Annotated in this window: 24 protein-coding genes; 8 read left to right on the forward strand and 16 right to left on the reverse strand. The window is 40.6% G+C overall.

The window, feature by feature from the left end; genetic code table 11:
- Positions 1–73: 73 nt before the first annotated feature.
- Positions 74–298 carry a hypothetical protein gene (locus BN1002_RS23925; RefSeq protein WP_148362840.1) on the reverse strand — a complete coding sequence of 75 codons (225 nt, stop codon included), beginning with the start codon at positions 296–298 and terminating at the stop codon, positions 74–76.
- Positions 299–345: 47 nt separating this feature from the next.
- Positions 346–1,131: a nitroreductase family protein gene (locus BN1002_RS20785; protein ID WP_231575123.1), complete on the reverse strand. Its 786-nt coding sequence runs from the start codon at positions 1,129–1,131 to the stop codon at positions 346–348.
- A 182-nt stretch (positions 1,132–1,313) separates the two neighbouring features.
- On the opposite strand from BN1002_RS20785, the gene BN1002_RS20790 reads away from it, so the two are divergent.
- Positions 1,314–1,751, forward strand: a complete 438-nt coding sequence (locus tag BN1002_RS20790) for a LytTR family DNA-binding domain-containing protein (protein WP_048827444.1) — start codon at positions 1,314–1,316, stop codon at positions 1,749–1,751.
- A 16-nt stretch (positions 1,752–1,767) separates the two neighbouring features.
- Positions 1,768–2,196, forward strand: coding sequence for a DUF3021 family protein (locus BN1002_RS20795; protein WP_048827445.1), 429 nt, complete (start codon positions 1,768–1,770; stop codon positions 2,194–2,196).
- Positions 2,197–2,287: 91 nt separating this feature from the next.
- On the opposite strand, the gene BN1002_RS20800 is transcribed toward BN1002_RS20795, so the two are convergent.
- The 3 genes from BN1002_RS20800 to BN1002_RS20810 all read right to left on the reverse strand — a co-directional run bounded on the left by BN1002_RS20800 (position 2,288) and on the right by BN1002_RS20810 (position 5,289).
- Positions 2,288–3,598 carry an MFS transporter gene (locus BN1002_RS20800; protein WP_197072888.1) on the reverse strand — a complete coding sequence of 437 codons (1,311 nt, stop codon included), beginning with the start codon at positions 3,596–3,598 and terminating at the stop codon, positions 2,288–2,290.
- Between the two features lie 290 nt (positions 3,599–3,888).
- Entirely contained in the window at positions 3,889–4,629 is a 741-nt protein-coding gene (locus BN1002_RS20805) for a GntR family transcriptional regulator (RefSeq protein ID WP_048827447.1), read from the reverse strand.
- A gap of 270 nt (positions 4,630–4,899) precedes the next feature.
- A complete protein-coding gene (locus tag BN1002_RS20810) occupies positions 4,900–5,289 on the reverse strand; it encodes a hypothetical protein (protein WP_048827448.1) in 390 nt (129 codons plus the stop codon).
- A 491-nt stretch (positions 5,290–5,780) separates the two neighbouring features.
- Between BN1002_RS20810 and BN1002_RS20815 the strand changes: the two genes are divergently transcribed.
- Positions 5,781–6,656 (forward strand): EAL domain-containing protein, encoded by an 876-nt coding sequence (locus BN1002_RS20815; protein ID WP_231575070.1) that lies wholly within the window; start codon positions 5,781–5,783, stop codon positions 6,654–6,656.
- Between the two features lie 181 nt (positions 6,657–6,837).
- The gene (locus BN1002_RS20820; protein WP_048827450.1) at positions 6,838–7,725 is read left to right on the forward strand and encodes a fructose bisphosphate aldolase; all 888 of its coding nucleotides are present in this window, start codon (positions 6,838–6,840) and stop codon (positions 7,723–7,725) included.
- 136 nt (positions 7,726–7,861) lie between these two features.
- On the opposite strand, the gene BN1002_RS20825 is transcribed toward BN1002_RS20820, so the two are convergent.
- From BN1002_RS20825 to BN1002_RS20850, 6 genes are all read right to left on the reverse strand, one after another.
- On the reverse strand, positions 7,862–8,413 hold the full coding sequence (locus BN1002_RS20825; protein ID WP_231575124.1) for a chromate transporter: 552 nt from the start codon (positions 8,411–8,413) through the stop codon (positions 7,862–7,864).
- Positions 8,414–8,428: 15 nt separating this feature from the next.
- Complete coding sequence (locus BN1002_RS20830; protein ID WP_048827451.1) at positions 8,429–9,010, reverse strand: chromate transporter; 582 nt, start codon at positions 9,008–9,010, stop codon at positions 8,429–8,431.
- Between the two features lie 13 nt (positions 9,011–9,023).
- Positions 9,024–10,238: an ROK family protein gene (locus BN1002_RS20835; protein ID WP_048827452.1), complete on the reverse strand. Its 1,215-nt coding sequence runs from the start codon at positions 10,236–10,238 to the stop codon at positions 9,024–9,026.
- 153 nt (positions 10,239–10,391) lie between these two features.
- On the reverse strand, positions 10,392–11,861 hold the full coding sequence (locus BN1002_RS20840; RefSeq protein ID WP_048827453.1) for a sulfatase family protein: 1,470 nt from the start codon (positions 11,859–11,861) through the stop codon (positions 10,392–10,394).
- Between the two features lie 66 nt (positions 11,862–11,927).
- Positions 11,928–13,244, reverse strand: a complete 1,317-nt coding sequence (locus tag BN1002_RS20845; RefSeq protein ID WP_231575125.1) for an MFS transporter — start codon at positions 13,242–13,244, stop codon at positions 11,928–11,930.
- A 325-nt stretch (positions 13,245–13,569) separates the two neighbouring features.
- Positions 13,570–14,520: a formylglycine-generating enzyme family protein gene (locus BN1002_RS20850; protein WP_048827455.1), complete on the reverse strand. Its 951-nt coding sequence runs from the start codon at positions 14,518–14,520 to the stop codon at positions 13,570–13,572.
- A gap of 349 nt (positions 14,521–14,869) precedes the next feature.
- On the opposite strand from BN1002_RS20850, the gene BN1002_RS20855 reads away from it, so the two are divergent.
- From BN1002_RS20855 to BN1002_RS20865, 3 genes are all read left to right on the forward strand, one after another.
- A complete protein-coding gene (locus BN1002_RS20855; protein ID WP_048827456.1) occupies positions 14,870–15,250 on the forward strand; it encodes a hypothetical protein in 381 nt (126 codons plus the stop codon).
- Positions 15,240–15,713 carry an aminodeoxychorismate lyase gene (locus BN1002_RS20860; protein WP_048827457.1) on the forward strand — a complete coding sequence of 158 codons (474 nt, stop codon included), beginning with the start codon at positions 15,240–15,242 and terminating at the stop codon, positions 15,711–15,713. The genes BN1002_RS20855 and BN1002_RS20860 overlap by 11 nt, the downstream gene beginning before the upstream one ends.
- A gap of 153 nt (positions 15,714–15,866) precedes the next feature.
- Positions 15,867–16,769, forward strand: a complete 903-nt coding sequence (locus BN1002_RS20865) for an EamA family transporter (protein WP_048827458.1) — start codon at positions 15,867–15,869, stop codon at positions 16,767–16,769.
- 205 nt (positions 16,770–16,974) lie between these two features.
- Here BN1002_RS20865 and BN1002_RS20870 read toward each other — a convergent pair whose 3' ends face one another.
- The 4 genes from BN1002_RS20870 to BN1002_RS20885 all read right to left on the reverse strand — a co-directional run bounded on the left by BN1002_RS20870 (position 16,975) and on the right by BN1002_RS20885 (position 20,521).
- Complete coding sequence (locus BN1002_RS20870) at positions 16,975–18,102, reverse strand: hypothetical protein (RefSeq protein WP_048827459.1); 1,128 nt, start codon at positions 18,100–18,102, stop codon at positions 16,975–16,977.
- A gap of 250 nt (positions 18,103–18,352) precedes the next feature.
- The gene (locus BN1002_RS20875) at positions 18,353–19,129 is read right to left on the reverse strand and encodes an ABC transporter permease (protein WP_048827460.1); all 777 of its coding nucleotides are present in this window, start codon (positions 19,127–19,129) and stop codon (positions 18,353–18,355) included.
- Positions 19,126–20,097, reverse strand: a complete 972-nt coding sequence (locus BN1002_RS20880; RefSeq protein WP_048827461.1) for an ATP-binding cassette domain-containing protein — start codon at positions 20,095–20,097, stop codon at positions 19,126–19,128. The genes BN1002_RS20875 and BN1002_RS20880 overlap by 4 nt, the downstream gene beginning before the upstream one ends.
- Before the next feature lie 226 nt (positions 20,098–20,323).
- Positions 20,324–20,521: a DUF378 domain-containing protein gene (locus tag BN1002_RS20885; RefSeq protein WP_048827462.1), complete on the reverse strand. Its 198-nt coding sequence runs from the start codon at positions 20,519–20,521 to the stop codon at positions 20,324–20,326.
- A 243-nt stretch (positions 20,522–20,764) separates the two neighbouring features.
- Between BN1002_RS20885 and BN1002_RS20890 the strand changes: the two genes are divergently transcribed.
- Positions 20,765–21,637 (forward strand): MerR family transcriptional regulator, encoded by an 873-nt coding sequence (locus BN1002_RS20890; protein ID WP_048827464.1) that lies wholly within the window; start codon positions 20,765–20,767, stop codon positions 21,635–21,637.
- Positions 21,638–21,760: 123 nt separating this feature from the next.
- On the opposite strand, the gene BN1002_RS20895 is transcribed toward BN1002_RS20890, so the two are convergent.
- Positions 21,761–22,258, reverse strand: a complete 498-nt coding sequence (locus BN1002_RS20895) for an LURP-one-related/scramblase family protein (protein ID WP_048828099.1) — start codon at positions 22,256–22,258, stop codon at positions 21,761–21,763.
- Between the last annotated feature and the right edge of the window lie 93 nt (positions 22,259–22,351).

Below are 22,351 nucleotides of genomic sequence, written 5' to 3' on the forward strand. Positions count from 1 at the left end.
TTTATTAAGGGCCTTCCTCTTTTAAGGTAAGGCCCCTTTTTATGGCTGTTTTCCTTTTTTTCTTTTGGCCTTGTTATCCTTGATTGTTGATCCCGGGGACATGCTTTCCGCGGGGCGAAGCTTCTACCTGAATTTGCTTCGTGCAGCTTTGCGACGAGCTGAAGGTTCGCTTCCCCGAATAGTCTGTGGCGTAGGAGCATTCTTTATGGAGCCTCCTCGGCGTCCTAGACGCCTGTGGGGTCTCCACGTGCCGCTTCATCCCGCCGGAGTCAGTCCCCTCCGTTCCAATCAACTTCATTGAAAATCATCACTCACTTTTAACAGATCTATTCTTTTAAAGGCATGCTATTCATTCTTCATGAAATTCTGCTTCTCTAAATAGTTCAGCACAGTCTGCGAATACTCGATATGCGATTCTTTCGTATATTTTGCAATCGTATAAACCTGGGCGAGGTTTTTCAACCCAAGTCTTTCAGTCATTTCCTTCAGACGCGGGATGTCCATGTAACGCTGCCATCCCTTTTCATTTCTTTCCTTATATATTTCAAGGATGTCTTCATCCGAATAATCGCGATACTGCTCATAATGGACAACTCCACTTCTCGGCAGCCGATCCCTCGGTGCGGGGTTTTCAGCCGGATACCCTAATGAATATCCGACAACCGGGACGACGTTTGGCGGCAGGTTCAGAAGCTCGCCGATTTGGTCGCAATTCGCAAGTGTCGAACCCATATAGCAGATTCCAAGTCCCGCATTTTCCGCTGCCAAGGCGCAGTTTTGCGCGGCGAGCGTCGCATCAATGGCACCGATCATGAAGCTCATGAAATTATCAAAATGGACAGGCGCATCGTTAAGTTCAAGCCATTTCCTCATTCTATTAAAATCGGCGCAAAATGTCAGCAGGACTGGCGCATCCAGTACCATCGATTGCTCCATATGCGGCCCATATAGTTTTTGCCTCAGTTCTTTGTCTCTTGTGACGATAATCGAATATGTCTGCATATTACCGCTTGAAGAAGCGCGGATGCCCGCGTCCAAAATTTGCTCGAGAAGCTCTTCGCTTACTTCCCTATCTTCATATTCCCTTATTGATCTGTGTCCGAATACTACCTTATTGAACTCCAAAACCATCACTCCTTATTCTCCTACTATATCATTTAATAAGAATGTTCTGACAAAAATAATCGATTTTTGCCTAATACCGCGGTCGGTCTTTTTGCAAAAAAATTCTTCTGACCCAGTATTCATTCAAAATAGCAGGATGGTAAAATGGAAAAAAGAAACATACACTTGAATTCCTGCGGGTGATCATAATGAAAGTTTCAATAGAGGAAATTAGCAAACAACAGGATGAAGAAATTCTCATCCGGTGCCATGAGGTAAATGATCGGATTACCGAAATCGTAAGTAAGCTGAATACTGAGACTCTTCTCGTACTCGGATACCAAAATGAGCAGGTTCACCGCATCAAGTTGAGTGATATTTACTATTTCGAGGCGGTTGACGGGAAGGTTTTTATGTACGGCAAGGACAGTGTCTATGAAGTAAAGCAAAAGCTGTATGAACTGGAGGATTTATTTAAAGGGAAAAACTGTTTTCGCGCCTCCAAATCAACCATTCTGAATATCGCTAAAATAACCTCTATCTCCCCCTCCTTAAGCGGCCGGTTTGTAGCTGTTCTTGATAACGGGGAACGCGCTGTTATCTCCAGGCAGTATGTGCCTGTCCTTAAAAAAATGCTTGGCTTGTAATTGGGAGGGATATATTATGAGGCTTACTGAATTGATGCAAAAAATAATGAAGGATTTCCTGATCATTTTCGCGGCTATCATTATCATTCTTACGTTCTTACGGCAACTATACTTGCCGGGATCGACCTTTGACTTGAAGTCGATTTATATCATCATGGCGTTCTCTTTTCTCAGCGCTTTATTGGGATTCATCCTATATACTCCAAATGACATAACTGAGAAAGAAATGCGCCTTAGAATAGTCATTCATTTTCTCACCCTGGAGATTTTATTAATATCCTTAGCTAGTATTTTCAGCCTCGTGAACAGCGCTAGGGAAGCCGCCATGCTGGCGGTCCAAATCGCGGTCATTTACATCCTCGTCCGCCTCCTTTCCTGGCAAAAGGATAAAAAAGAAGCCCGGCATATCAATGAGAAGCTTCAGGCTATCAAAAAAAACAGCTAGGACTGGCAGCCTAAAAACGGGTTGCTTTTTTGACTGGCTATTAAAATAACCCCCTGGACAAATCCCAGGGGGTTAGACGAGTTCCAGAACATCATTGTAACGCTTTTCGGCCGGTCAGCAGCCAGAACAATACTAAAGCCACCGCGGTGATAGCCGCCAACATCATTAACAAAGAGCTGAACTTTACGGAATCGATCATTGCGGCTGTATAGGCAATACCGATGGATGCCGCCACATTCAGAACCAGGTTATAAAATCCAATCGCTGTCCCTGTTTTTTCTACTGGAATGGTTCCGATACAGGATTCAAGCATTGGTGCATACATCATGGCGAATGATCCGGAGAAAAGTATCATCGAAATAACAAATAGGATTGGCGAACTTTTCACGAACAGGCCGGGAATAAATACACTTAATGCAATTAGAATCATGGCTAACGAAATCGTCTGCTTATTGTTCAATACCTTAGCGGTTTTTCCTGAAAGTGCCCCGACGATGACCGCAGTCACATATCCAGGGATTAATAGCAGAGAGATCGTATCCAAATGATAGCCATATACCTTTTCAAGCAGGAATGGGAAGAGAAAAATATATCCCAGCTGCACCGAATAAATGACAATCGCAACTGCAAGGATGGACACAAAGCGCTGGTTTTTGAAAAAGGAAATGCTAATCAATGATTTAGAACTCTTGCTTATATAAGAGACAAATAAGATTACTGCGACAATGAAGATCGGGATATTGATCCAATTAAAGTTGGTGATATAAAGCATGACTGAAGTGGCAATCGCCGCAATCAGAAATAACCCAATCACATCGACATGGCTCTTTTTCGATTTTTCCTTCGGCAAATATTTCATGATGAAAGGAAGGATTATAAGTGTCAGCAAAGGAATTAAAAACAAGGTTGTCCAATGCAAGTAAGTTGATACATACCCGCCTGTCACTGAACCAACGACAAGGGATAAAGAGTAGCTGCTAGTACTTAAGCCCAAAAACTTCTTTTGCTCGTCCTTCGGCAAATGTTTCGTTACATAAATAACATATAAAGTTTCAGCAGATGCCAAGCCGGCTGTTTGGATCACTCTTGAGATCAAAATGAGCGGGAAGGAATCTCTGAAAAGATAACCCATGACTGAGCCGATACAAATAAGGATAATCCCGGCGCTTAAAAGGTTTCTAATGCTTATGGAATCAGCCAGTGAAGCATATACAACTGCGCCAATTCCAATAATCAAGCCAGCCAATGTGGCCTGCCAGCTGACTGTTGCCGCTGAAATGCCAAGGTCATTGGCGATTTCAACAGAAATAAGCTTAAACGAATTGTCGATAATCAAGGCAAAAACGAAAAAGAATAAGATGACTGGGACGGCTTTTTTAACATTATGTTCGTTAGGTGTCATTTCAGTAGTTGTAGCCATTGGGTATATTCTATTCCTTTCTTGAAGCTTAAGTATTAGATATTATTCTTTGTTATCGCTTTCTTATTATGCAAAAATAGGAAAACCATCCCCTTATACATACATCGTATATACTTGTATAAAAAGTTGTCTAAGTGGTACAGAATTAAATTACCACAACTTCTTTATCTGTACAATCACTAATTTTGCCAATAAGTATTATAAGATAGGTTCCGGCAACCAAAAAAAGCAATGCATTCTCTAGGGAATTGCATTGCTGTTTGTTATGACCGCTATTTGTCTGCATTTATTTTAATGACACTGAATTCTTTCGGTATATAGTACTTGTTATAGATGACCGGATACTGTTTATTTATATAAACGCTTTCAAGTAACACGTCAAATTCGGCACCGCCAAACGTCTCATCGTTTTGTGATAAAGGTTCGGCGACATTGGAGCGCTTTATTTCAATGGTTGCTGAATTAGCAAGTTCATAAACTTTGTTTTCAAGCATCTCCATTACCTGCTTTTCATCCTGAAGATCAAAATTCAGTTCCGAAACGGTTTCAATTGCCATAAAGGAAAAAGCATATGCCACCGCTTTGCCGTTACTTTTGTAAAAACGTTCAAACGCGACGACCGCTGCCGCCCTTCTTCCTAAGACTTGCTGTGTATAATCGCTTTCCAGATCCAATCGGAAGGACACGTTCACTTCATCTATTTTTTCAGTGTGGCATTTATAAATGGGATGTCCAATTTTCTCAAGTCCGATTGCTTTCTGGCTGCTTGGGGATTTTGTAATAAAGCTGCCTTTTCCGTGAAAGCTTTTTACCAGTCCATCGTCCTGCAGAAGCGACAATGCTTGCCTCAATGTCATCCGGCTTACGCCAAACATTTTGGCCAGTTCTGCTTCTGTAGGCAGCTTGCTCCCATTGGGGAACGTTCCATCCATTATTTTTTTATATAGTTTATCGTACACATCAATATACAAAGGCTTTTTTACCCTTTGGATATTGGAGGAGTTTATTTCCATCTGTCCCTCACCTAAATTCGTCGCAATTAACATCTATTGTTCAAAATAAATTAAGGCTATTATAACATGAAATAATTACTTGAGATGAGAAGCGGCGAGCAACTTAAGATTCACCGCCTTTTTTGATTTTAGGTGGCGTGAAATGAAAAAAGATGAAGCCACGACTAACTCGGGCTTCACCTTTCCTTTCTTACTATATTTTTCTTTGGGCAATCATATCCCCCCCAGGACGGAAGGGGGGTAACAGATAGGCATTATATTGAATCGGTTCTAATTTGTTGATTGTTTGAAAAAATTTTTATAAGGCAGCAGTAGTGCAGCTAAAGAGATGAGTAAAAAAATTAGATCAGGCATGAATGTACCAAACCCAATTATATGAAGGATAAAAAACAGCGGATAAGCCCAGCATGCATACCAGGACCAGCGAAGGCCTTTCCGATAGGCATTTGTTAATATCGCGATACCGAATATGGACATTCCTATTACCAATGAACCTCGGAGCTTTAATTCAATTCCTGCATCAGTTTGATCATTAGATAAATATGCGTGTAAGACTGAACCTTCACCAACCGGCCCATTTTCACCAGATAGACTGATAATTAGCATTAAAACTTGAACGAGAAGCAATAAAACCCAAGACTTGGTTTGCAAAAACTTCACCTTAACCAACTCCTCACAAGTTTATTGAATTGCTTCCTTTCAGTCGTTTACTATATTCCAAAATAAACTTATATCCTGTTAGTATATTATTTATCCTTATTTAGAGTTATTCCATTTTCCAAATACAACGAGCCGATTTATTTTTCTCGATTTAGTTGTACTCTTTAATCCAAAAATAGCAATTTTGAAAATCATATGAACCCTTTCCCTTATTAGTTCCCAACGGCATTATTGGTGAAAGTAAAGGGATTTTGCCGAAGGCTGTAGAATTAGTATGGAAACAGAGCAAAGGAGATACAACTATGGGTTGCGAGGTGTGTATACCCCGGGAAAGAGGTTATACGGTCTATTTTTCGGAGAAGCAAAATCCTGAGCAGTTAATTCGTTATTTCCGCCACTTTCCGGTTAGTGAGTGGAAGTGTATTCACGAGAGAATATTTTGGGTCAAGGAGCCTATTTTTTTTGACCTGTCGGATTACGTGGAAGTTCACATGAACAAAAGTGATATTTTTGCCATATTATCTGATATCCGCGATCCTTTAAAACAATTGCATTTAATGAAACCGATCTCTCAATTTAAGGAAGAAAGAGAAGCAAGCTGGATAGATGAACTAATAAAGAACGAGGACATTTGCACATACTATCAACCTATAGTTGGTTTTGAAAATGGAAAACTAGCAATTAAAGGCCAGGAACTATTGTCAAGGGGCGTTGATCGTAACGGGGAAATCATCCCTCCCTTCAAGATGTTTGAAGCTGCAAGGATTAGAGGACGGACCTTTTCATTGGACCGTGCGTGCCGGTTGAAATCGGTGAAAAATGCAGGAGTTGTTGGAGACAAATTAATTTTTATTAACTTCATCCCCACGGCCATCTATGCACCGGAACATTGCTTAGCCACAACATTTAAATTAATTAAAGAGTTGGATATAAAGCCTGAACAAGTCGTTTTCGAGGTAGTCGAAACGGAAGAAGTAAACGATATCGAGCATTTAAAGTCAATCCTGAACTATTACCGGTCACACGGCTTTAAATATGCGCTTGATGATGTAGGTTCCGGATATAACGGCATTGAAAAATTATCTAAAATGGAACCTAATTTCGTTAAATTGGCGATAGAATTCACAAATGGAGTAAGCCAGGATGCATCGAAACAGCAGGTGGCCCAATCCGTGTTATCCATTGCCCATGGTATGGGATCCAAGGCGCTGGCAGAGGGGATTGAGAGCGAAGAAGACTTGCTTTTCCTGGCCGATATGGGATATGACTTATTCCAGGGCTACTTTTTAGGAAAACCCACCGCAAAGCCCGTGACAAACCTTGATGGGCTAACCTTCAGCCCGAAAGTAACACCTATATCAAAATGAAGACGAAAAGTGTTCGGACACGCCTCGTAAAATGCCAGTCAAATTGGCAAAAATAAGGCTGGGCCGGCACTTTTTTTGCTGGAACCGGGTATATACATAATAGACTGCTATACTTCTTTGAGGGTTATTTCCACTTTGCCAATGGAAGTCTGAAATCTTTCAGGAAAGCGAGTGAACAAGGATGGATCAAAATCAATTTGAAAAAATCAAAAATGGAAAGGGGTTTATTGCAGCCCTAGACCAAAGTGGCGGCAGTACGCCTAAAGCGCTGGCCGCTTACGGAGTTTCACAGGATTCCTATTCCAACGAAGATGAAATGTTCAATATGGTACATGAAATGCGGACAAGGATCATCACCTCCCCCGCCTTTGATTCGAGTAAAATACTTGGCGCTATTTTGTTCGAGGAAACGATGGACCGCGAAATCGAGGGGAAATATACGGCTGATTATCTGGCTGAGGTGAAAGGGATTGTCCCCTTTTTAAAGGTGGACAAGGGACTTGCCGACGAAGAAAATGGCGTACAATTAATGAAGCCGATTCCCGATTTGGACGAAATTTTGAAAAGAGCCAATGAACGCCATATATTCGGCACAAAAATGCGTTCTGTTATTAAAGAAGCGAACCCATCAGCTATAAAAGATGTCGTTAGCCAGCAATTCGAGATTGGCAAACAGATTATAGCCAGCGGATTGGTCCCGATCATTGAACCGGAAGTGGATATTAACAGTCCGGATAAAGAAGAATGTGAAGATCTGTTAAAATCGGAAATCCTAAACTACCTCGATACATTGGAAGAAAAGGAATTGGTTATGCTGAAACTAACCATTCCAACCAAAGCGAACGCCTACAAAGAGCTTATCGAGCATCCTAAAGTAGTCCGTGTCGTTGCCCTTTCCGGCGGTTATTCCAGAGACGAAGCGAATGAAAAGCTTAAAGCAAATACCGGGCTAATCGCCAGCTTCTCTAGAGCCTTAAGCGAGGATTTGAATGTGGACCAGACAGATGAGGAATTCAATGCCGCTCTTGCAAAATCGGTAGATTCCATTTATGAGGCTTCTATTAATTAATATTGAAAGGCCAGTCAACTGCTCAATTGAACACGCTACGGCTGGCCTCTTTTCAAAATGAGCTCCACTTGTCGCCGCCTACCATAGAAAACCATCTTTCTCGAATGAGCGATACCAATATTTAGCCGTTGGAATATTAGAAATAAAGTATAACCCCTGTTATTCCCGAGATAAGGATAAGAAGTATAGGGCTCATTTTTGCGAAATGAAGCAGACCGATTCCTGCTATAACGATTAAAATGCCTATCCAATTATAATTAATCATATGCAGCCCATCAATAATTTCATTTTGAGCCGCAAATTTAATCGCTGCATATATAATTAAGCCTGTAACGACTGGACGTAATCCATAAAAGACAGAGTAAAGGTTTTTTTGATTTTTCATTTTGTTAACAAAAATTGAGATGACTATGACAAAAAAAAGAGAAGGAATGGTTATAGCCAAAGTAGCAACAATAGCTCCCCATATACCTCCTACCTTGTATCCTATAAAGACCGCGCTATTTGTTGCAATAGGGCCGGGAGACATGCCCGCGACAGTTACAACATCTGTAAACTGCTGTGTTGTCAGCCACTGATGCGAACTTACCTCATATTCGATGATGGGAATCATCCCATAGCCGCCGCCGAATGAAGCAAATCCAATTTTAAAAAACGCCAAAAAAAGATCCCAGTAAATAATAATCACCGCCAACAATTCTTATTATGCACCCTTTGAATATTTCCGTCCTAAACCGCCCAAATTTATGTTTAGCAGGATACCCGTTATACCTCCTGCTATAAGGATAAAAATAGGATGAACCGGTAGATATAAAAGAGAGAGGATTGATAGGAGACAAATAAACATCGTCATTTTGTTGAAAATGGCGTTACGGCCAATTGAAATGGCTGCATAACATATAAGTGCCACAATGACAGGGCGTATTCCCATAAAAGCCGCTTCCACTATTGGGTTGTGCTGAAAGTTCAAAAACAACGTTGCAAGAATAATGATAATGATAAAAGTTGGTGTTACGATGCCCAATACCCCGGCAACGGCACCAGGAAGGCCTACAAGCCGATAACCAATAAAAGTAGCCGTATTCACAGCTATGGAACCAGGCACCATCTGCGCCATAATTAACATATCGGTTATCTCATCTTTCTTCACCCAATTCTTCTTCTCCGTTACTACTCTTTCCAGTAATGGAATAAAAGCATAGCCACCACCAAATGAAAGTGGGCTGACTTTTAAAAATGTAAAAAAGATGCCCCAAAGTAATCTTATTTTTTCTCTGCTGTTCATTCCAAATCGCCGCCTATTTTAAGTAATCATCAATTACCATGCTTCCCGCACCAATGGCAGCCGCGTTGATTCCAAGTTGGCCCCGGCTGAATTTCACATCATAGCCGGGATATATTCGATTGATTCTTTCTGTTGCTGTCTTTAAAACCGTTTCATAAAATAAATCCAAACGATTATACATGGGGCCATTTAGGATAATAATATTGGGCTGAAACATAGTAATGGTATTTGCTATACCTACACCAGTATGATAGCCAAAGTCCCTTATGACAAAGGAACACAGTGGGTCGTTATTTTCTATTGCCCAGCATATATCATCGAATTGAATATCTTCGGGGGATTTTACCCTGCTCATCAGGAGTGAAGAATGGCCGCGTTTAATATGATCAATCACTTCACCGATTAAAGCGAAAATCGTTGAATAAGTATGTACACAACCAAAATTCCCACAAATGCACTCTTTCCCGCTCGTGTTCACCGCCATATGCCCACTGCCAAATTTTTCATACCTAACCGCAAGACCTTGGAAGAGATTATGATCAGTCATAACTCCCATCCGAATTCCCACACCGGCAATGATATAAATAAGATTTCCAATTAAACTCTTCAATCCAATCTTATATTCAGCAAGAATAGCAGTATTCACACCGCTATCAATAAGCACCTTTGTATCAAATATTTCCTTAAGTTCATCCACAATCGCCACATTGCGCCAACCTTCTGCCTGGAAATTGACCGAATTTCCAATGACTCCTTTTTCCATATCAAAAGGTTCAATCACACCGATTCCTATTCCTAATAGTTGTGATAAGTGTATCTGATGCTTAGCGAGCATTTGCTCAATTGATTGGTGAATAAATTGAATTGTTTTTGCCGGGGTACATGTGTGGTCCATTTTTAAAAATGCTTCACTAATAATAGTAAGGTTAATATCCAATAATAAAACCTTAGTAAACGTTCGGGATATATCAATTCCAATAGAATAATTATGCCTTGGATTTACCTCATACATAACAGGTTTTCGCCCGCCGCTGGATATACCTACACCACTCTCAATAATTAAACGCTCATCTAGCAGGTCACTGATAATTCTCGCACAAGTAGTTTGCTTCATTCCAGTTAGCTCAATTACTCTACCTTTGGTAACTGGGCCATGCTGGCGTATGATTTTATATAAATCCTTCATATTTTTATACTTTTTTGAACTATTGTCGCTAAATAGTTTCATTGCGGCTATTCCTCACAATTTTTTACAACCATTCTATAACTAATATCCACTTTGGTCAAAACTGGATAGAACGCCTTCTTTCAAAATATTGCCCCAAAAGGCCTCTAAGAGGAGGACCTTTCGGGACATTGTTCTATATAAGCCAGCCCATTCTTAATAGTAGCCGACAAATTTAGGCTTTGGATCAACCATTCGAACGGTTCTATCAAAACTTTTTAAAATTAATTGTGCTTTAAGCTGTTCGTACTCCGGATTGGCCCATAGGTTTTCAAATTCATTTGGATCATTCTTTAAGTCGTATAGCTCTCCCACTTCATCCCCATGATAAACCACCAACTTGTACTGGCCATCATAATACATGGTCGCATATACTCCCGCATGTGTAGTTAAAGCATAATAATACTCGCAGTAAACACTGTCTTTATGATAATCCAGCTCTGCTTCCCCGGTTAAAAGCGGCAACAGGCTTTTGCCCTGCATATAGTACGGGACTTCCAGGCCTGCGGCTTCTAATATAGTTGGAGCAATATCCACTAATTCCACTAAGGCATTGCTAAAACTATTAACCTTGAATTTTTTTGGATAAGAAATGATTAACGGATTATGCACCAGTTCCTGATAGAAATAGGCGCCTTTGTAGATTAATCCATGATCGCCCAACATTTCCCCATGATCGGTATGGAAAATGATCATCGTATTGTCCAACTGGCCCAATTCTTCCATATAATCAAGCAACTTACCGATATATTCGTCCACCATTTCTACCATGCCATAGTAATTGGAGATATATTCCCTCTTCTCGTCATCACTTAATTCGCTGACCGGAGGCCCTACGCCGTCTTGTCCGCCTTTTATATAGTCCGCTTTTTGCAATGAAGGCTTATTATCCAATTCCCCTTCTTTCCATTTTGGAAGAGGAACATCTTCTAATGGATAGCGATCACTGTATTCCTTTGGAGCATCAAAAGGTGGATGCGGATCAAAAATATTTAAGCTGAGAAGCCATGGGCGATCTTGCCGGCTTTCGATAAAATTCTTCGCTTCCTCTATACACCATGCCGTTGGATGGAGCGAGACATCCTCAAACCCATCATATAATTCCCGGAATTTCCGGCTATCCCTGTTTCCCTCTTTATAGTGGTCATAGAAAGATACCCCTTTATCTGATAACCATGAGAGATACGCATTTTCTTTTCCCCAGACATCGTGTTCTTTCTGGCCCACATGGGTAAAATTAAACCATTTATAAAAATCGTAGCCGTCATTTGCAGGTCGCTTCTCTGGCATCATATTGTTGGCCGACAAATGAAATTTACCGACCAAACCACAAGAGTATCCTTCATCAGCCAATAGCTTGGTTACTAAAACCTCATCTTCAGGAAAATATTCATTTCCAACTTTCGTTACTCTCGTTGTGCGCGGGTACCTCCCAGTTAAAAAGCTTGCCCTGCTCGGAGAACATAAAGGGCTTTGGGTATAAGCCTCTGTGAAAGCAATTCCATTTTCAGCTAACCGATCAAGGTTTGGCGTACGAATATGCTCATTTCCTAGCTTCCGAATGGAATCATACCGCTGTTGGTCGGTACAGATCCATAAAATGTTTGGTTTTACCGATTCTGACATTGATATCATCCTTTATTTAAAAGAGTTATAAATTACCTGTCATGATGAGTACAGTTCTAATCTGTGTCAACTTACTCGTGCTTGCCCTGATACTTTACTTGGTTCCTTATCCCAATAAGTTTTCTTAGCTGCATATGCAGATATCAGTGTAATGACTCCCAAGAATATGAGATAAGAAGAAATCCCCCATGTAGCCCCATTAGTAGAATTTACAATAATCGCTGAAATTGTTGGCATTAATCCTCCGCCTAATACGGTTGCAAGCTGGAATCCAAGTGACATTCCAGTATAGCGGACTTCCGCACTAAACAATTCCGAGTAGAAGGACGCCTGGACACCGAAGATCAGGCCTAAAATAGTTTGCGCTCCGATAAGGGCTAGAAGGAAAAGTGATGTGTTCCCAGAATTAAGCAGCCAAAAGAAAGGAAAGGCATAAACAATTAATAATATCGTCCCCAATAAATAAATAGGTCTGCGGCCAAACTTATCAGATAAGAAACCCGAAAGAGGGGTTGCAACTAAATAGAAGAGATTGGATATCAACCCCATATTAATAACAAAGGTATTCGAGTATCCAAGATTTGCGATAGCATAGGTGATAACAAAAACGCCCATTAAAAAACCAAAACTAGCATCTGCTAAATGCAATCCTGTACTGATTAATAGGCTTCTTGGATGTTTCTTAAATACCTCTAATACAGGAACTTTTACTTCTGTTTTTTCCTTTTTCAACTTTGTAAAAACAGGAGATTCCATTATCTTTAGTCTTATGAATAACCCCAAACCCATCATCACAATACTAATAAGAAATGGGATACGCCATCCCCATGCCAAAAATTGCTCATCTGAGAATACGGCTAATAAAATTGCGATTGTACCGCTAGAAAAGATTATCCCGATAGGGCTTCCCATTTGAACAAGACTCCCAATTAAACCCCTTCTCTTCTCAGAAGCGTGCTCAACAGCCATTAAGACGGCTCCTCCCCATTCGCCACCAGCTGAAATCCCCTGCGTAAAACGAAGAAAGACTAGTAGGATTGGTGACAGAATTCCCGCCGATTCATAGGTCGGTAAAAGACCAATACAGAACGTTGAAAGTCCCATCATTACCAACGTCGTCACCAGCGCATTTTTTCTGCCAACTTTGTCACCAAAGTGACCAAAGATGATTGCGCCAACAGGCCTTGCAATGAACCCCACAGCAAAGGTACTAAAGGCAAGAATAGTTGCGATAAACGGGTCAAAACCTGGAAAAAACAGTTTATTGAATACCAATGCTGTCATGGTTCCATAAATAATAAAGTCGTAATACTCAATAACATTTCCAATTATGCTAGCGGTGGTAACTTTTGCAATAGAAGATTTTTGCTTACCGGCTGTCATTTCCACTTTTTACTCATCCCCTTAGGTTTTTTCAACTTTTTCTTATTTTCTCGTCTCTTACAGCCCATTTATTATTATTTGCCGGAACACCTGCCTCCATTTAAAGGTAAATTATTTTAAGCAACTTTTATCCAAATGGGATAAAAGTTGCAAAAAAGTCTCCTAGTAATCGTTTTCAAATTTATTATTTATAAATACCAGCAAAATGGGCGGAATAAATACCAAAGTTTTAACACTTTTGGATAAAAGCGTTTGAAACCGGACTCTTCACTTGTAAATCATTTTCGTTTATAACAACTGAAATAACCACTACTGGCATTTTTTTCTATTTTACAGTCTTCACACAACGAAAGCCTAGGTTCCCTGTAGAACTATCCGGCGTGTTGCACGTCCGCGCTCCCACCCGGTAGCGATTACAATATGATTCATGACAAAGATAGGAACCGCCGCGCATGGATTTTGCCATTCCTGTTGCTGGGCCTTTTGGATTATTCTTTTTTTCAAAACGATGAAAGTCGGGGCTGAACCAATTTTCACACCATTCCCAAACATTTCCTGACATATTATAGAGTCCAAATCCATTAGGTTGATAGGAATCGACTGGTGCTGTTCCTATATAACCATCTTCCTCCATATTTTCAACCGGAAATTTTCCTTGCCAAATATTGCATTTATGTTCGCCGTTTGGTACTAATTCGTTCCCCCATGGATATCTATTTTGAATCAAGCCGCCTCTCGCTGCATACTCCCACTCACCCTCGGTGGGCAGTCTTTTCCCAGCCCACTCACAGTAGGCTTTGGCATCATTCCACGATACATGGATAACCGGATGGTTTAATCTGTCTTCAATATCGGTATCGATTCCTTCCGGACGGAACCAGCAGGCTCCTTCCACAACAGCCCACCACGGGGTCTGTGCCACCACCTGTTTAACTGCCTTTGCACTTTTTTCAGTTAGTAATTTATTAAAAACAAACGACCAACCATATATTTCAGCTTCAGTCTTATAGTTTGTAGCCTCTACAAACTCCTTGAATTTCAAATTAGATACAGCATATTGATCAATAAAAAAGGAGTCTACTTTTACTTTTCTTACAGGCCCCTCCCCATCGCCAGGAATGCCGTCAGGATCTTCACTTCCCATTAAGAATTCGCCACCAGGGATATAGATCATTTCTTCAATATGATGATTACCAACAAGCTTATCACCGTGATCCGCTTGAGAGTTTAAAGTTCCATTGATTGAATTCCGACTTACTTGGCAGCATGATTTCACCTTGTATACACCTCCTATTCCTAAAGAAATCTTAGATTAAATGCTGATGATTTTCCCTATCAAAATAGTGTTAAAGTTTTATAGTTTTTAATTATATCGAATCGCTTCATAATATCAAGAAATTTTTCAGGCAATTAAGTCTTTTTTTAGCTTCAGAATTGTACCCTATCCAGCAACTTCAGTTTTTTCTGATTCCAATTAAGTTCGAATAAATCCGGCAAACATCGAGTAAAGGTTCTGGAACATTTTTCATGCTGTGTTTTTCAGGTTATGAATCGAAAAACAATCTATTTCCCTGTATAATAAAAACTTGTGAGTCTATTTATAACTTGAAAGGGAGGTATGTTTGATGGAATGGACACTCGCTGGATTGTTTGCCATATCCGCTCTACTGTTAATCGTCTCTATGTTAAGATCAGCCCGCACAGCAAAAAAAGAACGCGACCAAATCGACCAAATACATATTTCTATATTGGAAGAAATCAATTCTCTGCAAAAATCTATTAGAAATCTCGAACTTGAACAGGAAGTGTTCATGCATGAAGCAAGAATTCCAATGACTTTTGAAGAAAAAGTTTTCATGCGTGAAGTTCTGGACATGTACTATCGTAAATATTCGATTGAAAGTATTGCCGAATTGAAAAAGGTCACTCCAAGTACAATCGAAAAAATGCTTGCCCCTTATCAAAAGGTGAAGGATGAAAGGAGAAAAGTTGCCAATGAGAGTTAACTTATTGAGCAGCTTTGCTGCCGGAATGCTGCTGACAACCGCGGTTTGTTCCGCTGTTTACTTCACTGCTGATACATCGAAAGCAGCCAGTAAAACTGTAAAAGTTGAATTAACCGATATCGAGATGAAAAATAAACTTCAAGATAATAACTATGTGGTTCAAACGAAAGAAGAATTCGACAAAACCATTGCCGATGCAACTGCTGAAGCCCCAAAAGAAACGCCTCCGGCTGATAACGGGACAGCTGCAAAAACTGTCACCAAAGTGGTCATCAATGTCTCTGAAGGAATGACGAGTATAGATGTCGGCAGGGCGCTCGTTCAAGCCGGGATCGTCAAGGATGCCTTTACGTTTTCCAAAGACATCGAGAAAAAAGGGCTGATGAACAAGCTGCGCCCCGGCGTATTTGTCGTAGACAGTTCGATGTCTTACGATCAGATCATTTCTACGATATTCAAATAGTCTGCCACAGAAAATACTGCGCCAATTGGACGCAGTATTTTTTATTTTACTATTTTAAGCTGCCAGCAATCATTTTAGCTGGGAACAACCTTATTACCGTACCTTTATGTTATAATAGTAAAGTTGTTTTTTTTGCACCAAGGGGGTCTCAGAATGAAATTAAATAAAGGCATATTATTTATTTTGATCGGTGCTTCATTTTTCGGGTTTACACCGATTTTTGCAAAATTAGGATTCAGGAATGGCTATTCACTTGGCCAGATTAATATTGTCCAAATGAGTATATCCTTTCTTTTGCTATGGTCATTGACCTTTATCAGACGGGCTGGTTTCAAAGGGCTGAATAAGAAGAATATCCTTCAGCTCATGATGACCGGCAGCTTTATCGGTTTGACAAGTATTTTCTACTATGGAGCGATGCAATATGTGCCCGCATCGTTAGCCATCATTTTAATGTTCCAGTTCGTTTGGATCGGAATCGTGCTAGAGTGGATTTTCAGCAAAATTAAACCCGCACCTGTAACCATATTTTCCATCGTCTTAATCTTGATCGGGGTCTTTTTTGCTTCAAATATTTTAAATGGCGAAATAAAGGGCCTGCCTTTTAAAGGGATCTTATTTGGCATCCTGTCCGCCTTCACCTATGCCGGGTTCTTATTTTTTAGCGGAAAAATCGCTGTAAATGTGAATCCTTTGACGCGCACTTCTTTAATGGTGACAGGCTCGGCCACCCTCGTCTTTATCATCTTCATTCGCGACCTTCCAACCGTCCTCCCTCTGGAGGCAAATTTGTTAACAACGGCTGTTGGGGTTTCCTTATTTGGAGCAGTCCTTCCCCCACTGTTTTTCGCAGTGGGCATTCCATTGGTTTCAGGCGGAGTCGCTAATATCTTAACGTCTATTGAATTGCCGATTGCCATCCTGTCAGCAAGCCTGATATTGGCAGAAGCCATATCACCTCTTCAGTGGATAGGTACCGCTATTATACTGGCGGCGATTGCCTTGAACGAACTGGGCAGCAATCTCTTCGGATCAAGGCGGCAAATGAACGGTTGAATTGGCAAAAAAAGAGCTTGGAGGCATCTCCAAGCTCTTTTGCGTTGTGAAAATATGCAGTTAAACCTAGGAATCGAATATAGTGCTAGCACTCTGCTATCTTTATCCTTAAAATTTTGGATTTATCCTTATATATTCATCATTTATCCTTACTTTTTTGAATATATCCGTATTTCATCTACGAGCGAATCGCTCCATGGACAAATTACCCTTGAATCGTAAAAAACCGATTATAAACTATTCGCAAAAGCCGCCAAAAGATGAATAGGCAAATATTGAAAAATGACAATGCAAACAAATCGACCAGGATTGCTTCCAACACCCCATCTGGAATGGGTTTAAGGGCATTCGCCAATCCCCACCCAGACAGCTGTACCAACAAAATAAGCGATAAATCCCTTATCGAACGGTACCATTTCACGCGCTTACGCCAATAGGCCCCCACAATGAAAAGAAGAAAAAAGTTGATGAGATTCATTCCGAACGAGGGGGAATGATCTCCGAATACCCCATCAACGATTTGCCAGGAAGGCATCCAGGCAAGTGCGGCAAGAAAGTTACCGGCTAGCATGGCCAACAAGATTGGATTATAAACACTCTTATCACGCTGCAACTCCCGTTCCCGTTTTTCCTCTATCATCTCTGTGCTGCGCCATGTCTTTAAATCCCTCTGCCGCCTAGTGCCCACTTTTGGCAAGGCCGAATCTTCTTCATAAGGAATCTTCGGCAATTCTTCATATCCCTTTCGGTAATGCTCCAGCCTTACTTCACTCACATTGGCACCTGAACTAAAAACAGGAATGCCATTTTCCTTGAATCGCCAAACCCAATCCTCCATTTCTTTGGAATCCTCCAAACCAAACAGGGAATACTCGATTTTGCCTTGCTCATCAACCCATCTCATGATGACTTTTGCCCCAATAATATGATACCCAAGAGAATTTGTTCCTCTGGACATGTAGCGGGTCGTGCGGGCAATCGTCACCTCTTGCATTTGCTCAAAAGGAACGAATTGCTCGACTTCTTCTCCGGTTTTAACATTCCTGACAAATGTGTAATATCCCTCTTCACGCAACTCACATTTCAAAACGAGGTCTGTATACAACTGATTGGACCATCGAAGAATCCGGCTCAGCCAGCCAAACAAACCTCCGCCGGCAAAACAAGCCAATGCTCCGAACCATTGCTGCCAAAAGAGCAGCACCACTCCAAAAGCAAACGCCGAAAAGGCCACTAAATAAAAGAACCATAATATAACCTTATGAAAAACTTTCGCCCATCCCGGGATCGCATTTGAATATTTCAGCTTTTCCTTTTGACTCATTTCAATCAAACTGCTTCTCCCCCATCCAATCTAAATTGTCCATAAGAGATAATGCCAAACTCAAAGAAATGCGCGATGCGCCGCCTATGGCCGGGGAGACCCAGCCCGAAACATATAAAAAACGGGTAATGCTTACCCGTTTTCAGAACGTTCTTTTCTTAGAGTATAAGACATTGTAAAAAAAAGACAAGAATTAGAGAGAAATAGGCTGTTCATTGCTAAAATAGTGATTACAGCGAAATAGCGCCAAATCTATACCCTACCCCCTGCTTACAGCCTGGCGGGCACTCAAAGCAGCAAAACTTATAGTGGCGGCACAGAATAAAATAATGACAACAAAAGCTTTCCAAATATCACTTTCACCCCAGCCTGTAATCATGACCGCTCGCATGCCTTCAAACACATATGTCGTAGGATTGATTAATGCCGCTACTTTGAGCCACTCTGCCTCAATTAGATCATAAGGGACAAAGGTAGTACTCAGGAATAGAAGCGGAAAGAAGATAAATGTTCCTGCTTGTGCGGCTTGTGCATTCTTTGTCCGAAGAGCAACCCCCACAGAATAGCCCGCAAAAGCCAGCCCCCACCCCACTGCGAGGAGAAGCACCACGACAACACCAGCGAAGCCAGTCACCACTTTTAGCCCCATTAAAAAACCGATGAGCAGGATGAGAATCGTTTGTACGAAAAGTTGAAGCATCCCTGCGATTATCGGTCCTAAAACAATTGCCAGACGTGATGCCGGAGTCAATAAAAGCCTTGAAAAATAGCCGTTTTCCAGATCCGTAATAAGAGATTGCCCCGCGCCTCCCGCACCTCCAATAGCTCCCGAGACGATTGAGACAGGTAAAATAAACGCTAAGTAACTAGCTCCGCCAAATGCGGGAAGTTTCGAAATTCCACTCAGTCCAGCTTGATATACAAATAAAAAGAAAAGACTAATCACCATATTCGGAATGAAGGCGAAGGGGTTGCGAATCGTATTTATTAAACTCCTTTTCGTAAAAAGCCAGGTGTGCTCCACAAATACTCTCATGCATTCAGACTCCTCTCTCTATCTTTTTCAGATTGGATGGAATGGCCTGTCAAGTTTAGAAAGACATCATCTAATGAAGGCGGCGATACGTTCAGGTTAATGGGAGTGATTAACTCTTGATCTAACAAGCGAATAATCTCTGGCAATTTGGCCGTCCCTTTCTCTACAAACAACCGGAGGCCAGCCCCTAATGGTTTCTGATTAACTGTAACCCTTCCCAGCAGCGATGACGCACGCAGTGCTTCCACTTCTGTTGAAAAAACTAAATCAATTACATCCTTTCCTATAGACGCTTTTAAATTCTCTTGAGTGCCGGATGCAACGATTTTCCCCTCGTTGATAATTGAAATGCGATCTGCCAATTCGTCTGCTTCCTCTAGATATTGAGTGGTCAAAAAAATAGTAGTGCCCTTTTCCTTATTTAAAGATTGGATTTCTTCCCAAATTAGCTTTCGATTATATGGATCCAGCCCTGTCGTAGCCTCATCTAAGAACAAAACTTTTGGTTGTTGAACAAGGGTCAATGCCAAATCGAGACGTCTTCGCATCCCGCCTGAATACTTTCCACATTTTCTATTGGCGGCCTCCGATAAGCCCACAAGCTCCAATAATTCATTGGATCTTTTCCTCGCTTGGTGCGACCGCAGGCCAAATAATTTCCCCTGGATTTCCAAAAGCTCCCGCCCAGTCAACTGGGGATCGACACCTGTTTCTTGCAGGGCGACTCCTATCACACGCCGTATTTTTTCCGGTTCATTCGTGACATCAAAACCGGAAATTTCCGCCTTGCCCGATGTGGGTTTTAATAAAGTGGTGATCATTTGTATAGTGGTTGATTTACCGGCGCCGTTTGGACCGAGAAAAGAAAAAAATTCACCTTCTTTAACATCGAAAGATACCCCTTTTACAGCTTGAACATTTCCTTTAAAAGTTTTAACCAGCTTCTCCACATGAATCATTGATTTCATATTTATCTCTCCTCGTACATTGAATATAGGACCTGCCACTTTTCATGAGAAAGTTGCGGAACTAATTATTTTATATAAACCTGGAGGTTAATTTATCATTAAAATTTCAAAAAAATTAATTAGCCTATTTTGATTGAGTATCAAAAAAAACAGTAGCTGTACCATGACAGCTACTAAAAATCCTTCTATATCCTCGAAACAGAAATCTTTTTATATGACTAAACCATCATTTTGAAACAACCGGTAAAAGTTTCACACTATAGATAGCCGCAAGACCAACAAGGATATAGACAATTCTTGCAATGACACTGTCCATCCCGCCAAATATCCCTCCAACTAAATCCCACTTAAACAATCCAACAAGCAGCCAATTCAAACCACCTACAATAATCAATACGAGAGCAACAAGATTTAACGTTTTCATTTGCATGAACCTCCTTATAATATTTGTATAACTTCTTAAAAATATTATACAAATACTATACATATAAAAGCAAATGTTTTATTTGAAATTTTTAATTATTTTTTTCTTCTGGCAAAAAATGTGGACAACCCTTTGTCTATACACCCTTTTTCATTCTATTTTCTTCATAACTCCAAATCCCGCACCTCTTGAATTATGCATAGTTTTTGTATAGAATATGTATAATAACCGCGGGGTGATAAAATGTATAGCATCAAAAAGGTATCCGAATTACTCGGCCTTCCCTCTGTAACAATTAGAGCATGGGAAAATAGGTATCAAGTTATTAATCCGATGCGAACAGAAGGCGGACACCGCTTATACAGCGAGAAGGATATAGAAATCCTCCAATGGCTGAAAGAGCAAACCACGCAAAATGATTTAAAAATCGGTGAGGCTGTCCAGCTTTTGAAACAGTCAACAATTAATTCTTTGGATCCCCCGCCAGTTCACAAATCTTTTGATGATATAAAAAAAAGTTTATATAAAGCGCTGATTGAATATAATTCACAAGATGCAAACAACATTATAGAATTGGCTTTTTCTATGTTTGAATATGAAGAAGTCTTCCATCACATTTTGGGAGAAGTTTTGTATCAAATAGGTGATGACTGGGAGAATGGAAAAGTTACTGTTGCTCAAGAACACTTTGCCTCTCAGTTCGTCATTAACCGATTTGCTCAGTTTTTAAGAGTCCTTCCTGTTAACGATTCACTGCCTAAAGTGCTGGCCTTTTGTCCTGAGGAGGAAGATCATCACATTGGCCTAATGCTTTTTAGCCTTTTCCTTCGAAAAAAAGGAAATGAAGTGATTTATTTAGGGCCGAATACTCCTTTCGATGGTTTATTAGATGTAATCAACAAAAAGAAACTTTCTATTATCACCATTTCCATAACCAATCCCGCACTATTGGTGAGGGTGGAAGAATGGATTCAAGCCCTTACAGAAACGAATGCCAATTTAAAGTTCGTCATCGGTGGTAAAGGCGTTCTGGGAAGCCAGCATATGGATTTACAATCAGTTTCTTATTTGACTGATTCAGATTGGGAATCCTTTTATGAATCTAAATTCCTTTAGGTATCCTTTTGCTTATGTAACATGCTGGCGCGATAACCTTTGCAGCGTGTCTTACCATTTAAAAAACAGGACCTGTTATCCCGCAAGTCACTCTGTTGCGGATACCAGGTCCTGTTTTTCATGTTACATCGTAGACGCTGATGAAGCAGCGGCATTGTCAGCTTTTACACAGTCAATTGCCACTACAAGCGCAATAATGATGCTTTCCATTTCATCCTTCAAGATTTGAACCTTATAGCTATCGCCCCAGGTAAACCATTCTTTGTTCACCCTGCCGACGACCTCTCCATGCTGCAATACTTCAAAATCCATATCCCACCAATTGCCTTGTACTTCGATGCCAACCCCTTCAATTGTATAGCGCGGTTTAAAGAAGGAAAACTCCTTCTGAATCGTTACCATCTCCCGCCCATTTACCTCAACAAAAAACCTAGGCAAAAAACTGAATACCTTTTTCGTAATGAGGGCAACCTCATCTCTATTTATATTCATGACAGAAAATGTTTTCGGGATTTTCATGAAGCTTCCTTCTATGAAATAAACGTCGATCTCATCCTGATCCTTTACGGTAAACTTCTCACTTAGACTGAATACCTTTTGCTTGATGTACAATTGTTTCATCCTCATCCGCCCCCATCTCCTGTATATTAGTAACGTATACGGTTAAATCTTGTTAATTGTTTCATAAAATTTTTCTATTTTTTCAAAACCTTT

Origin of the sequence: Bacillus sp. B-jedd (assembly GCF_000821085.1) — a bacterium.
Classification (GTDB): Bacteria; Bacillota; Bacilli; order Bacillales; family Cytobacillaceae; genus Bacillus_D.